General features: G+C 73.0%; 10 protein-coding genes. 4 read left to right on the top strand and 6 right to left on the bottom strand.

Features of this window, described 5'->3' with window-relative positions; genetic code table 11:
- Window positions 1–246: 246 nt before the first annotated feature.
- Entirely contained in the window at window positions 247–1,233 is a 987-nt protein-coding gene (locus tag ACNTMW_RS09800) for a hypothetical protein (RefSeq protein ID WP_426633104.1), read from the top strand.
- Here ACNTMW_RS09800 and ACNTMW_RS09795 read toward each other — a convergent pair.
- On the bottom strand, window positions 1,221–1,724 hold the full coding sequence (locus ACNTMW_RS09795; protein WP_426633103.1) for a DUF6912 family protein: 504 nt from the start codon (window positions 1,722–1,724) through the stop codon (window positions 1,221–1,223). The two genes, ACNTMW_RS09800 and ACNTMW_RS09795, sit on opposite strands and share 13 nt — an antisense overlap.
- A 299-nt stretch (window positions 1,725–2,023) precedes the next feature.
- Between ACNTMW_RS09795 and ACNTMW_RS09790 the strand changes: the two genes are divergently transcribed.
- Both ACNTMW_RS09790 and ACNTMW_RS09785 read left to right on the top strand, forming a co-directional pair.
- Window positions 2,024–2,260: a helix-turn-helix domain-containing protein gene (locus ACNTMW_RS09790; protein WP_426633102.1), complete on the top strand. Its 237-nt coding sequence runs from the start codon at window positions 2,024–2,026 to the stop codon at window positions 2,258–2,260.
- 272 nt (window positions 2,261–2,532) lie between these two features.
- Complete coding sequence (locus tag ACNTMW_RS09785) at window positions 2,533–3,204, top strand: Rv3235 family protein (protein ID WP_426633101.1); 672 nt, start codon at window positions 2,533–2,535, stop codon at window positions 3,202–3,204.
- A 74-nt stretch (window positions 3,205–3,278) separates the two neighbouring features.
- Here ACNTMW_RS09785 and secA read toward each other — a convergent pair whose 3' ends face one another.
- Window positions 3,279–6,140 carry a preprotein translocase subunit SecA gene (gene secA / locus ACNTMW_RS09780; protein WP_426633100.1) on the bottom strand — a complete coding sequence of 954 codons (2,862 nt, stop codon included), beginning with the start codon at window positions 6,138–6,140 and terminating at the stop codon, window positions 3,279–3,281.
- 256 nt (window positions 6,141–6,396) lie between these two features.
- On the opposite strand from secA, the gene ACNTMW_RS09775 reads away from it, so the two are divergent.
- Window positions 6,397–7,512 (top strand): GNAT family N-acetyltransferase, encoded by a 1,116-nt coding sequence (locus ACNTMW_RS09775; RefSeq protein ID WP_426633099.1) that lies wholly within the window; start codon window positions 6,397–6,399, stop codon window positions 7,510–7,512.
- A 48-nt stretch (window positions 7,513–7,560) separates the two neighbouring features.
- Here the strand turns inward: ACNTMW_RS09775 and hpf are convergent, their stop codons facing one another.
- The 4 genes from hpf to mtrB form a co-directional block, all read right to left on the bottom strand.
- Window positions 7,561–8,241: a ribosome hibernation-promoting factor, HPF/YfiA family gene (gene hpf / locus ACNTMW_RS09770; RefSeq protein WP_426633098.1), complete on the bottom strand. Its 681-nt coding sequence runs from the start codon at window positions 8,239–8,241 to the stop codon at window positions 7,561–7,563.
- 310 nt (window positions 8,242–8,551) lie between these two features.
- The gene (locus ACNTMW_RS09765; RefSeq protein WP_426633097.1) at window positions 8,552–9,286 is read right to left on the bottom strand and encodes a ComF family protein; all 735 of its coding nucleotides are present in this window, start codon (window positions 9,284–9,286) and stop codon (window positions 8,552–8,554) included.
- 3 nt (window positions 9,287–9,289) lie between these two features.
- Complete coding sequence (locus tag ACNTMW_RS09760; protein ID WP_426633096.1) at window positions 9,290–11,131, bottom strand: LpqB family beta-propeller domain-containing protein; 1,842 nt, start codon at window positions 11,129–11,131, stop codon at window positions 9,290–9,292.
- Window positions 11,128–12,882 (bottom strand): MtrAB system histidine kinase MtrB, encoded by a 1,755-nt coding sequence (gene mtrB, locus ACNTMW_RS09755; RefSeq protein WP_426633168.1) that lies wholly within the window; start codon window positions 12,880–12,882, stop codon window positions 11,128–11,130. Before mtrB ends, ACNTMW_RS09760 begins: the two co-directional genes overlap by 4 nt.
- Window positions 12,883–13,032: the final 150 nt, after the last annotated feature.

Genomic DNA, 13,032 nt, shown 5'->3' with positions numbered 1-13,032 from the left:
GACCGGTCCGAACCGACCACGATCCGCGACCGGCCCGAACCGGCCACGATCCGCGACCGGCCCAGACCGGCCACGATCCTCGGTCGGCCCGGGCCGACTATGACACGTCCGAACCTTAGTGGCCCGACGTTGTCATATTTCGCCTCCGGAGCTGGAGTTGTCCACCCTCGCCGGTGGCCGGACAGCGGGGCCGGGCCGGCCGCCGCGTACCCTTGCCGGTGGCCGACCGTGAGGGAGCACTCCAGAATGACCGACCCGCACCACTCGGGCTCCGCCGGCGAACCGACCACCGCGACGGACGTCGAGCACCGCGGTCCGGTGGACCAGGACCGCGCCGCAGCCGGGCTCGCCGGGCGCATCCCCGCGACGCTCGTCCTCGCCGTCCTGGCGGTGGCCTGGCTCGCCGCCACGCTCTGGTCGGTCCACGGCACCCTCGCCGGCTCCACCGGCATCCAGTCGATCAGCCAGGCCGCCCTCGCGCTGCCGTTCGTGGTCACCGCGAGCCTGGTCGCCGGCGCCGCCATCGGCCTGCTCGGCGCCGACCTGCTCGGCACCCGGGTGCCCCGCCCGCTGGCCGGCCTGGCCGGTGGCTTGGTCACCGGACTGGTCGTGGCGGGCCTCGTCCTCGCCGGGTACGGCACGACCTCGTCATTGATCGTCCTGGCCGCCGGCGTCGGCGCGGCCAGCCTGCTCGGAGGCGCGATCAGCGCGCTACCCCGGCCCGCCGTGGTCGGGGCCGCCGTGGCCGGCGCGCTGGCCTGGCTGCTGCTCGGCCTGATGGAGGGCGCGTTCTACAGCCGGTTGCTGAAGATCTTCGGCGCCGGGTCGAGCACGGCCTCCCGGGTCGACGCCAGCCACCGGCTGGCCCTGACCGCGGCGGTCGTCGGCGGCCTCCTCGCCGGGATCGTCGCGTACCGGTACCTGCGGCGCCGCGCGCGTGACCCGCGCTGGCCGGAGTTTCTCGTCGCCGGTGCCGGCCCTGGCCTGCTGCTGCTGGTCGCCGACCTGGTGGCGCTCGCCGCCGGCACGCGGCTGCGGGCGCTGGCCGCCGCCTCCAGTGAAGCGGACCGGGCGGCGCTGTACTGGTCGAGCAACGTCGGCATCAGCACCGCCATGGTGGTGCTGTTCGTCGGGGCGATCGTCGCGACGATCGCGTTCGGTCGTACGCTCGGGCCGGCGGACGCCGGGTTGACGGCGCAGCCGGCCGAGGCCGACCGGGATCAAACCAGCTGACCCAGCTCCGTCGGGTCGTACCACTCCAGCTCGTGATCCTCGGCGCCATCCACGGTGAACTGCGCGTCCGGATCACCGGCGAGCGCCTCCTCCACCACGTCCGCGGCCGCCGCGACGTCGGTCTCGGCCTCGGCTCCGTCGACGTGGACCGCCGCCACCGCCGCGAACGGCACGGCGTCGGGCACGCCGACCAGGCTCGACCCGAGTTCCTGGTCGGCCTGCCGGCGTACGGCCGTCACGGGCAGGTCGACGGAGACCACGACCCGGCGGCGGGGTGTCTTCGGGTCCTCTCGTAGCAGGCGGAGGGCGCTCTGGGCGGCGCGGGTGAACGCGACGTACTCCAGCTCCTCCTCGTCACCCTCGGCGTACCACTCGCGCAGGGCCGGCGTCACCGCGTGGGCCTCGGCGGTCGGCGCGAGCACGCCGCGCTCCTTCAGGATCGCCAGGCCGGCGAGCGTGGCGGGCAGGTAGACCCGGAGATGGTCGGTCACGGCGGGGACTCCAGTCGGCCGGTTTGAGGGAAACGCCGGTCACTTTGGTACACCCTGCCCGGCCTGCACGGAAGTGTTTCACACCGCGTCGGCGTGCTTTCACCCGAGATTCGGCCCCCTCCCCCGCGGGCCGGCCGGTCCGGGGCCGGATCGCGGCCGGCAGGGCGGATCCCGGCAGGGCGGATCCGGGCAGGGCGGATCCCGGCCGGCAGGGCGGTCCGGACAGTCGGCGACGGCACAGGCAATCGGTGGCAAACTAAGCCGACAGCCCACCACCCGTCGATACGGAGACCACTCGCATGGAGCCCCGGTTCCTGCTCATGTCCGACGTCGCCGAGCAGCTCAACGTGTCGATGTCGCAGGTGTACCACATGGTGCGCAGCGGTGAACTGCCCGCGATCAAGGTCGGCGGGCGGGGCCAGTGGCGGATCGAGCGCAGCAAGCTCGAGGAGTACATCCAGCGCAAGTACGACGAGACGGCCGCCTGGGTGCGGCAGAACCCGCTGGCCGGGCGCGAGGAGTTCGACGAGGACTAGGACCGTCACGCCGCCCTACGTCGAGATCCCGGCAGGTCCGCCACCGCGCGGATCCGCCGGGATCTTCGCTTTCGCGCGGCTACCCGACCCGGTTGCCCGATCCGGTTGCCCGATCCGGTTGCCCGATCCGGTTACTGGTTTCGGTCGCGCGCCTCGATTACTTGACCCGCCGTCGTAGCCTCAGTACAAATGTCGAAGGCAAACGAAGGCAAACGGACGGTTTCGGAATCAAAATCGAGCACGGCGCCGATCGAGTCGCCGAGGAGGCCCGCATGACCGCCATCCTGAGTTCGCCCGGACCGGCCCCGGCGCCGGTCCGAATCCGGCGCGCGCCGGCGCTCGAACCGCCGGTCGACGACGACCGGCGCGCCGACGATCACCCGGTCTGCACCGGGCAACTGGCCCTGTTCAGCGCCGCGTCCGGCCCGCGTGGCACCGCTCCGACCGGCACACCCGACCCGACCGGCGACCCGGACCGGACCCGGACGACCGCCGGGACAGCCACGGCCGCGGCGCAGCGGCCGTCCAGCCCGCCCGCGGGGTCGGCGCAGATCGCCGCGAGCCGGTTCGTCGCCGCCTGCGTGGAGGTGCTCAACGGGTTCCGCCCGGTCGGACACCTCCGGGCACTGACGGCGCCGCTGGAGTTCACCGCGGTCACCACCCAGCTGACCCGCCGGGCGGTACGGCTGCGGCTGCCCGGCCGCGCCCCCGGCGGCCCGGCACGCCTCGGCAACACCACCGGCCCCGGCAGCCCGGCACGCGCCGGCAACACCACCGGCCCCGCGCGAGTCGGCATCCGCCGGCTGCGGGTGTGCCAGCAGCACGCCGGGGTCGCCGAGGCGGTCGCGGTCCTCGGCCACGGCGAGACGTCGTGGGCGATGGCGCTGCGCTTCGAGTACCACCGGCACGGCAGTTGGCTGTGCACGCTTCTGGAGGTGGTCTGACCCGGTAAAGGCCGAGGGCCGCCCCCGGGAACTCTCCGTCCCGGTGGGCGGCCCTCGCCGCGGCTAACCAGCCGTCACGCGCCCTCGGGGGCGCCGTGGCAGCGCTTGTACTTCTTGCCCGAACCGCAGGGGCACGGCGCGTTGCGCGACGGCCCGTTGCTCGCCGACGCCTTGCGCTCGCCGGCCGCCACCGGCGACATCGGCCCGGAGCGGCGGGGACCGTCGGAGGAGCCACCCAGCCCCAGGGCGGGCGCCTGCTCCTGCTCGATCTTGACGGCACCGGCGCCGGCCTCACCGTCGATCGTCGGCGCGGAGTACTGCAGGTTGCGCGGCGTGTGCGCGCCCAGCCCCTTGGCGCGGATCTCGACGTGCGACTCGCTGTCGGGCAGCGGTACGACCGGGGCGCCGCCGTCCGGAGCCTCCGCCGCCGGCACCTCCTCGACCTGCACCTTCAGGTTGTACAGGAAGCCGACGGCCTCCTCCTTGATGCCCTCGAGCATCTGGGCGAACATGTCGAAGCCCTCGCGCTGGTACTCCACCAGCGGGTCGCGCTGGGCGTACGCCCGCAGCCCGACACCCTCCTGGAGGTAGTCCATCTCGTAGAGGTGCTCGCGCCACTTGCGGTCGATGACCTCGAGCAGCACCCGCCGCTCCAGCTCCCGCATGACCTCGGCGCCCAGCTCCTCCTCGCGCCGGTCGTACGCGGCGTGCGCGTCCTCCTTGAGCTTCACCTCGAGGAACTCCTTGTCGAGGCCCTCCAGGCCGCCGACCTCCTCGACCAGCTCGTCCTTGGTGACGCCGAGCGGGTAGAGCTGCTTGAGGCTGGTCCACAGCAGGTCGAGGTCCCAGTCCTCGGCGTACCCCTCGGCGGTCGCGCCCTGCACGTACGCGCCGATCGTGTCGTCGATCATGTGCTGGACCTGCTCGTGCAGGTCCTCACCGTCGAGCACCCGCTTGCGCTCGGCGTAGATGACCTGGCGCTGCTTGTTGAGCACCTCGTCGTACTTGAGGACGTTCTTACGGATCTCGGCGTTCTGGGCCTCGATCTGGACCTGCGCGCTGCGGATCTGGCGGGTGACCATCTTCGACTCGATGGGCACGTCCTCGGGGATGTTGAAGCGCTCCATGACCGCCTCGACCGCACCCGCCCGGAACCGGCGCATCAGCTCGTCCTGCAGCGACAGGTAGAACCGCGACTCACCCGGGTCACCCTGCCGGCCGGAGCGGCCGCGCAGCTGGTTGTCGATGCGGCGGGACTCGTGGCGCTCGGTGCCCAGCACGTACAGACCGCCGGCGGCGACGACCTCCTCGGCCTCCTCGGCGCACAGCTTCTTCCAGCGCTCGAGGGCGTCGTCCCAGGCGGCGTCGTACTCGTCGGTCTCCGGCTCCAGGCCACGCTGGCGCAGCTCGGCGGCGGCCAGGAACTCAGGGTTGCCGCCGAGCAGGATGTCGGTGCCGCGGCCGGCCATGTTGGTGGCGACGGTGACCGCGCCCTTGCGCCCGGCCTGGGCGATGATCTCCGCCTCCTGCGCGTGGAACTTGGCGTTGAGGACCGCGTGCGGGATGCCGCGCCGGCGCAGCATCTGCGAAAGGATCTCGGAGTTCTCGACGCTGACCGTGCCGACCAGCACCGGCTGGCCGATCGAGTGCCGCTCGACGATGTCCTCGACGACCGCGTTGAACTTGGCCTTCTCGGTCTTGTAGATCACGTCAGGACGGTCGGCACGGACCATCGGTCGGTTCGTCGGGATGGACACGACGCCGACCTTGTAGACCTTGTTGAACTCGCCGGCCTCGGTCTGCGCCGTACCGGTCATGCCGGCCAGCTTCTCGTAGAGCCGGAAGTAGTTCTGCAGGGTGATCGTGGCAAGAGTCTGGTTCTCCTGCTTGATCTCCACGCCTTCCTTGGCCTCGATCGCCTGGTGCATGCCCTCGTTGTAGCGGCGGCCGTGCAGGATGCGACCGGTGAACTCGTCGACGATCAGGACCTCACCGTCGTTGACGATGTAGTCCTTGTCGCGCTTGTACAGCTCCTTGGCCTTGATCGCGTTGTTCAGGTAGCCGACCAGCGGGGTGTTGACCGACTCGTAGAGGTTGTCGATGCCCAGCCGGTCCTCGGCCTTGGCCACGCCGCGCTCGGTGACCGCGACGGTGCGCTTGCTCTCGTCGACCTCGTAGTCACCCTCGCCGTCGGTGCCGCGCTGCATCTTCGCGACCAGCTTGGCGAACTCCATGTACCACCGGGCGGACTGCTCGGCCGGGCCGGAGATGATCAGCGGCGTACGCGCCTCGTCGATCAGGATCGAGTCGACCTCGTCGACGATCGCGAAGTTGTGACCGCGCTGGACCAGGTCCTCGGCGGACCAGGCCATGTTGTCGCGCAGGTAGTCGAAGCCGAACTCGTTGTTCGTGCCGTAGGTGATGTCGCAGGCGTAGGCGGCCTTGTGCTCGGCCGGCATCTGGTTGGGCAGGATCACGCCGACAGTCAGGCCCAGGAACCGGTGGACGCGCCCCATCCACTCGGCGTCGCGCTGCGCGAGGTAGTCGTTGGTCGTGACGATGTGCACGCCCTTGCCGCTCAGCGCGTTGAGGTACGCGGGGAACACGCCGGTCAGCGTCTTGCCCTCACCGGTCTTCATCTCGGCGATGTTGCCGAAGTGCAGCGCCGCACCGCCCATGAGCTGCACGTCGTAGGCCCGCTGGCCCAGCACCCGCCGCGCCGCCTCGCGGGCCGTCGCGAACGCCTCGGGTAGCAGGTCGTCGAGGGTCTCCCCGTCGGCCAACCGCTCCCTGTACTGGTCGGTCAGCTCCCTGAGCTCGGCGTCCGTCAGCTCCGTGTAGTTCTCCTCGATGGAGCTCACGGCGTTGGCGATGGCCTGGAGCCGGCGGACCATACGTCCTTCACCGGCACGGAGGATCTTCTCGAAAATCGACACGGGTCAGCGCTCCCTCAACAGCCTGCGGCCCTATCGTATGCGGCCGTCGACGCTCACCGCCGCCCGCGTTTCACCCAGGGGCACCCTTCCACGCGGTCGGGCACTGTATTTCCGCTTCAGACGAAAACGCCCCGCCGGAGGCCCGGCATTCCCGCCCGCAGCCGCCGAGCGTACCGGACGCCAGATCACCAAGGCACCCCGTTGGAGATCTTGGAAGCATCCGGTCGGTCCGGGCCAATGGGGCAGAATCCTCCGCATGGATGTGATCGAGGCCGGTTCGGTGCGCCTGCGCCGGCTGGTGGCCGACGACGTCGGCGACCTCACCGCCGCCTGCAACGACCCGCTGGTCCAGCGCTTCGTGCCGATGCTGCCCGCCCCGTACACCGAGGCGGACGCCCGCGCCTACGTGCGGGAGACGTCGCCGGCGAGGTGGGCGGCCGGGGGCGCCGAGTTCGCCATCGCCGACCCGGCCACCGGGCGGCTGTTCGGCTGCGTCGGCGTCTACCCCGTCGGGCCGGGCCGGGCCGAGCTCGGGTACTGGGTGGCCCCCTGGGGACGGGAACGGCGGGCCGCCACCGACGCGGTACGCGCGGCGACCGCCTGGGCGTTCCGGCACGGGTACGCCCGGCTGGAGATCCGCACCGACCCGGCCAACGGGCCGAGCCAGCGGGTGGCGCTCGCCAACGGGTACGTCCGGGAGGGCGTCCAGCGTGGCGGCGGGCTCGGCCGCGACGGCGGCCGGGAGGACCTGATCGTGTGGGGGCGCCTCGCCGACGACCCACCCGGGCCGGCCCCACGGCTGCTGCCCGACCTGCCCGGCGGCGAGCTCAGCGACGGCACGGTGGCGCTGTGCCCGATCGCGGTCGACGACGCCGACGACGTGTACCGCACCCACCTCCTGCCCGAGGTGATCGCCGCCCAGGTGCCGCCGGAGCCGTTCAGCCGGGAGCGGGCGCTGCGGCGCTGCGCCCAGGCCGAGGCCAACTGGCTGGCCGGGGCGCAGGCGACGCTCGCGATCCGGGACGCCGTCACCGACACGTTCGCCGGGGAGATCGGGCTGTACTACCACGAGCCACCGACCGGCCAGGCGATGATCGGGTACGACCTCGACCCGGCCTGGCGCGGCAAGGGCTACGCGAGCCGGGCGGTGCGACTGCTCGCCGGGTGGGCGTTCGCGTACACCGGCATCGTGCGCATCATCGCCGGCACCGCACCGGAGAACGTGGCCTCCCAGCGGGTGCTGGAGGCGGCCGGCTTCCGGCGGGAGGGCTACCAGCGGTCCCGGCTGCCGGCGGCGGGCGGCGGCCGGCTCGACGACCTGCTGTACGCCCTGCTCCCCGAGGATCTGACCGCCGACCCCGCCGGGGCCTGACATCAGGCGACCGGCGGGGTCGGCGGCGGCGGAGGGAAGGATCCGCCGTCAGGTGGCGAGGCTGATGACGCCGTAGTCGTAGGCGTGCCGGCGGTAGACCACGCTCGGCCGGCCGGACTCCTTGTCGTGGAACAGGTAGAAGTCGTGGCCGAGAAGTTCCATGTGGAAGAGCGCGTCGTCGACGGTCATCGGGTCGGCCGGGTGCTCCTTCTCCCGGACGATGTGCCACGGCTGGTCGTCGGCGGCGTACCCGTCGACGGCGTACCCGTCGACGGCGTACCCGTCGACGGCGTACCCGTCGACGGCGTCCACCGGCGGGGCGGACACCGGTGCGGCGGCCGCCGGCCGGGCGAACCAGGTGTCGGCGTCGACGTGCGCCAGGGACGCGGTGGCCGCGGCGACGGAGACCGGCGCGCGGCGGCCGCGATGCACCCGGCGCCGGTCGGCGGTACGGCGCAGCCGGGCGTTGAGCTTGGCGAGTGCGGTATCGAGAGCGGCGTAGAAGTCGGCGGCGCAGGCCTCCGCGCGCACGACCGGACCGCGCGAGACGCACGTGATCTCCACGCGCTGGCAGTGGTCGGACTGGCGCGGGTTTCGCTCGTGGAACAGCTCGACATCCACCCGAATGATCTTGTGGTCGTACCGTTCGATCTTCTGCAGCTTCTCCGCGACGTGCTGACGGTAGTGGTCAGGCACCTCGACGTTCCGGCCTTTGACAACAATGTCCACGCTTGACCTCCCCCACATTGAGTGCGGTGCGCCGACCGGACAGCTCCGGCGGCATTGGGTGGGTTTTCGTCCTGTGGGACACCGGGTGTTCGCCCAGTGGGATTCGCGGGCCGGCATGTCCCGCCTCTCGGACGGCGCTGCCGGCCACCGTGTCTCGTCACCTCCCTCGCGCCGCGGCCGCGCACGGTCACGCGGGCCCCCGACGGGTGGTGTTGCCTGTCTACGACACTACTGGTGAATCTCGACGCTAACCTCCGGAAAGGCGCACGTCACCCCTTAGGTGACCAGGAACCCCAATAGCAACCGAGTGTTACCGATCTGCCACACGACGCTGGGTCGCGGCGAGCACCGCGGCCACCGGTACGTCGATCCCGGCCTCGCGCAACCGCGCCGCCACGGCCGCGAGCGTCGCCCCGGTGGTGACCACGTCATCGACCACCACCGGGCGGGCACCGGCCGCCACCGCCGCCCGTACCACCGGCAACCGGGCGGGTACCGGCACGAACGCGTCTCCCGCGAGGCGCAGCCGGTCGGCGCTCGACAGCTCGGCCGAGTCCGGGCGGGACCGGGCCCGCAGCGGGCACGCCACCCCCGCCGGCCAACCGCGCCGGGTCAGGTCCCGGGCCGCCGACCGCGCCAGCCGGAGCATGTGGTCGCCGTAGCGTTCCCTGGCCGCCGCCGCGGTCGCGGGTACCGGCACCAGCAGCACCGGCCCCGGGCCGGCACCGAGCGCCGCCACCACCACGTCGGCGAGCCGCTCCCCCAGCGGCCGGGCCAGGGTGTGCCGACCCCGCTCCTTGTACGCCAGCACCGCCCCGCGCAACGCCCCGGCGTACGCGGCGAGGGCCACGCAGCGCGGCATCCCCGGCGGCTCCGGCTGCGGCCGTACCCGCTGCGGCCGCACCGCCCGCAGCGCCGCGGCGCAGTCACCGCACAGCCCCCGGGCCTGCCCGGCGGCCCGGGCGCACCCGACGCACTCCGCCGGCAGGACCAGGTCGACCAGGGCCGACCAGGTCCCGGCGAACGGGTTGGACCGGACGGTCACCGGTCAGTCCACGAAGAACGGCGCCGTCGGCAGCGACGGCTTCACGGGCGTACCCGACGGGGCCGGCGACGGGGCCGGGTCCGGCGGCCACTCGTCGACGCTGCTGGAGTAGACGCGGTAGGCGTGGGCGTTCGCCTCGATCATGATCGGCCCGCGCACGCCGCGCCCCGGGTCGTCGCGGCGGATGACCGGGTCGGCGACCACCCGGGTCATCGTGAGCCCGGTCAGGTTGCGCAGCTGCATCTGCTCGACCAGCGCGCTGTCGATGGTCAGCTCGACCAGCGCCGCCTGCCCCGTCAGCCGACCGGCGACCACCAGCCACCCCTCGCGGCTCCACGCCACGTCGACCGCGTCGGTCAGCCCGGCCTGGACCTCCTCCAGCTGCGAGACCGAGGGGCTCGCCCCGTCGAACACCAGCACTCCGACGTACACCCGGCCACCGGCGACCAGCGCGACGCGCCGGGTGTCCCGGGCCACCGACACGGCGGTCACCGGGCCGCCGAGGCCGGCCGGCGTGCGGTTGGTCGCCTGCCTGGACGACGCCGGCACGGAGAAGAGCTTGCCGTCCGCCGCGACCAGGAACATCGGGTCGTTACCGGCCGGCGTGCCGAGCCCGACCGGCCGGCTCATCGCGCCGGCCACCAGGTCCGTCGGGCCGTACTGGGCGACCTTCGCGGTCTGGTTGTAGGCGCCCAGCCACAGCCGTTGCCGGCCGTTCTCCTCGCGTACCAGGGCGACCTGCTGCGCGGCGCCGCGCAGCACCGCGGCGCTCACCACGCCCGCGTTGTCGTCGCTGTTGAGGGCCGGTACCGCCAGCGGATCCCCGCCGATGTGCCGGACCCGACCGTCGACGACCCCGAACCGGGGCGGATCCTTCTGCCCGTCCGGGGTCGCGGCCGGGTTGTCCAGCCCGGCCCCCAGGTCCGGATCCTGACGCTGGCCCTCGATCTGCAGCTCCACCGTCCTGGCCAGCGGGCGCAGCGACCATCTCAGCTGCCCCATCAGCTTGGGCAGCTGGCCCTGGGCGCTCGCGGCCTTCGCCGACAGGTTGATCCGTACCGTGCCGGACGCGTCCAGGACCGGGCGGTCCTTGTTCTCGATACCGGGCGGCAGCGGGTTGACCACCGGCTTCAGGAACTCCGACGGGCCGTCCCGCAGCCACTCGGTCAGCATGACCAGCCGGTTTTCCGGCGACGCCGACTTGCCGATGTAGCGCAGGTCGGGCACCAGGTTGCGCCCGCCGGCGTTGTCCCAGAAGTAGATCGGCTGCAGGTCGTACAGCTCGCCGAGGCCCTCGTCGCTGAGCAGCATGCCCGCGGGCGGGTTGGCGATGCGCAACTCGGCGCCGCGCTCGGCGGGGACGACGGTGAACGGGTAGGTCTGCGCCACCGCCACCTTCGGCTCGACCGTCCCCCGGCTGTTGAGCACGCCGATCGGCTGCAGGACCACGTCGACGCGGGTGCCGTTGGCCGTCGGCGTGGGCGGCAGGTACCGCGTCACCCGCACCACCGTGATGTCCTGGCCGCGCTGCCAGGTGGCCTCGGCGGCCACGGTCATGAACGCCTTGACCGGTTCGACAGCCTTGTCGATCTTGTCAGGCTCCGGTCCGGCCTCGTTGACCCAGGCGGCCGCCTTCAGGTACCGCTGGACCAGCGCCAGCGGGTCGGTCACGCCGGCCGGGGTCTGCTTGGTGACGCTCCGGTTGGGGTCGGTGGAGTCCCGGTCCCGTCGCGCGTCCTTGACCACGGTTGGCGGCCCGGAGCTGGGTACGCCGCAGCCGGCCACCGGCAGCACGGCCACGGCCACAGCGGCGGCGGCGGCGGCGAGCAGCCTGCGCCGGTTCACCGGTCCCCCCGGTCCTCGGCGGCGGCGCCCCGGGGCGCCGCCGGGGTGCCGTCGTCGCCGGCCAGGCCGGTCGTCAGCGCCGGAGACGGCTGCGGCGGGCCGTCGGGCGCGGTGCGCATCCCGTCCGGCCCGGCCGGTTCGGTGAGCGGCGCGTCGGCCGGTACCAGGTTCAGCGGCGACGAGACCAGCCGGTCACCGGCGCGGATCGGCAGGGTGAGCCGGAACTGGGCGCCCTGACCCGGCGCCCCCCACGCCTCCAGCCAGCCGCCGTGCAGCCGCGCGTCCTCCAGGCTGATCGACAGGCCGAGCCCGCTGCCGCCGGTCTGCCGGGCCCGCGACGGGTCGGCGCGCCAGAACCGGTTGAACACCAGCTTCTCCTCCCCCGGCCGAAGGCCCACCCCATGGTCGCGCACGGTCACCGCGACCGCCGACTCGTCCGCGCCGAGCGTCACCCGTACCGGCCGTCCCTCGCTGTGCTCCACCGCGTTGCCGACGAGGTTGCGCAGGACCCGCTCGATCCGTCGGGGGTCGATCTCGACGATCACCGGGACGGTCGGTACGTCCAGCTCGACGGTGCAGCCGGCGCGCTCGGCGACCGAGGCCAGACCGTCGACGACGCGCTGCACCACGGGGACCAGGTCGGTCGGCTCGGCGTCGAGCATCGCGAACCCGGCGTCGAACCGGCTGATCTCCAGCAGGTCGGTCAACAGCCCCTCGAAGCGGTCCAGCTCCGCCTGGAGCAGCTCGGCGCTGCGGGCCACGGCCGGCTCGTAGTCCTCCCGCGACGCGAAGATCAGGTCGGCGGCCATCCGTACGGTGGTCAGCGGCGTGCGCAGCTCGTGCGAGACGTCGGAGGTGAACCGCCGCTGCAGCCGCGACATCTCCTCCAGCCGGACGATCTGGCGCTGCAGGTTGGCCGCCATCTGGTTGAACGACGCGGCCAGCCGGGCCAGGTCGTCCTCACCGTGCACCTCCATGCGCTGGTCGAGCAGGCCGGCCGACAACCGCTGCGCGGTCCGCGCCGCGACCCGGACCGGACGGACGACCATGCGGGTCACCAGCGCGGCGACCATGGCCAGCAGGCCGACCAGGGCCACGCCGGTCGCGAACAGGGTGGTGCGGACCAGGTCGACGGTGGCGACCTCGTTGTCGAGCGGGAAGAGGTAGTACAGCTCGAGCTGGCCGCCCTCGCCGCTGCTGTTGACCGGGGTACCGAACGCGAGGTAGCGGCGCTCCCCCTTGCCGTCGACGTCGGCGGTGACCCACTGCCGGGTCACCTTGCCGCGGCCGACCTCCCGGCGCAGGTCGGCCAGCCGGGGTGAGGACACCACGTCGTACGCCCCGGCCTTCGGCCGGGCCAGCGACTGGGCCTGGGTGGCCAGCGGGTCCAGCGAGCTGTCGCTGGCCCGCATGACGACCTGGACCTGGCCGCCGCCCTGCTCGCTGTTGCCGAGCGCGGCGACCACCGTCGGGACGGTGTTGAGCAGCGCGGGGTCGCCGGGCTGGGTGACGCCCTTGAGCTGGCTCGCCGCGTACGCCACGCCCTGGTCGACCTGCTTGCTGGCGGACCTGACCTTGGCGTCGAGCAGACCGGTGGTGATGCTCGACGCGACGACGAAACCGAAGATGCCCACCACGAGCGCCGACAGCACGAGCGTGATCGACACGACCCGCAACTGCAGCGAGCGGCGCCACGCCCGGCGGGCGCGGGTCCACACCCGCCCTGCCTGCCGGATCGGGCCGCGCCGCACGGCCCGTACCCACGTCGAGCCCCAGACGGCGGCCAGGCCGTCGGCGACCAGGCTCAGCAGGCGCCGGGTCACCGGGCCGACCCGGCGACGGACAGCCGCCACCAGCCGGCAGGCGCGGCGGGGCACGGCGGAGCCGCCGGTACGGGAGTC

The sequence above is a fragment of the Planosporangium spinosum genome, from assembly GCF_049999945.1.
Lineage (GTDB): Bacteria > Actinomycetota > Actinomycetes > Mycobacteriales > Micromonosporaceae > Planosporangium > Planosporangium spinosum.
Note: the sequence above shows the minus strand (reverse complement) of the source record. Positions and strands in the feature narration are given on the sequence as shown.

What these genes read in the sequence shown, in the direction of transcription:
- ACNTMW_RS09790 (WP_426633102.1), top strand. Translation starts at nt 2,024, where the DNA reads ATGGAGCCCCGGTTCCTGCTCATGTCCGACGTCGCCGAGCAGCTCAAC.
- ACNTMW_RS09785 (WP_426633101.1), top strand. Translation starts at nt 2,533, where the DNA reads ATGACCGCCATCCTGAGTTCGCCCGGACCGGCCCCGGCGCCGGTCCGA.
- ACNTMW_RS09775 (WP_426633099.1), top strand. Translation starts at nt 6,397, where the DNA reads ATGGATGTGATCGAGGCCGGTTCGGTGCGCCTGCGCCGGCTGGTGGCC.
- ACNTMW_RS09800 (WP_426633104.1), top strand. Translation starts at nt 247, where the DNA reads ATGACCGACCCGCACCACTCGGGCTCCGCCGGCGAACCGACCACCGCG.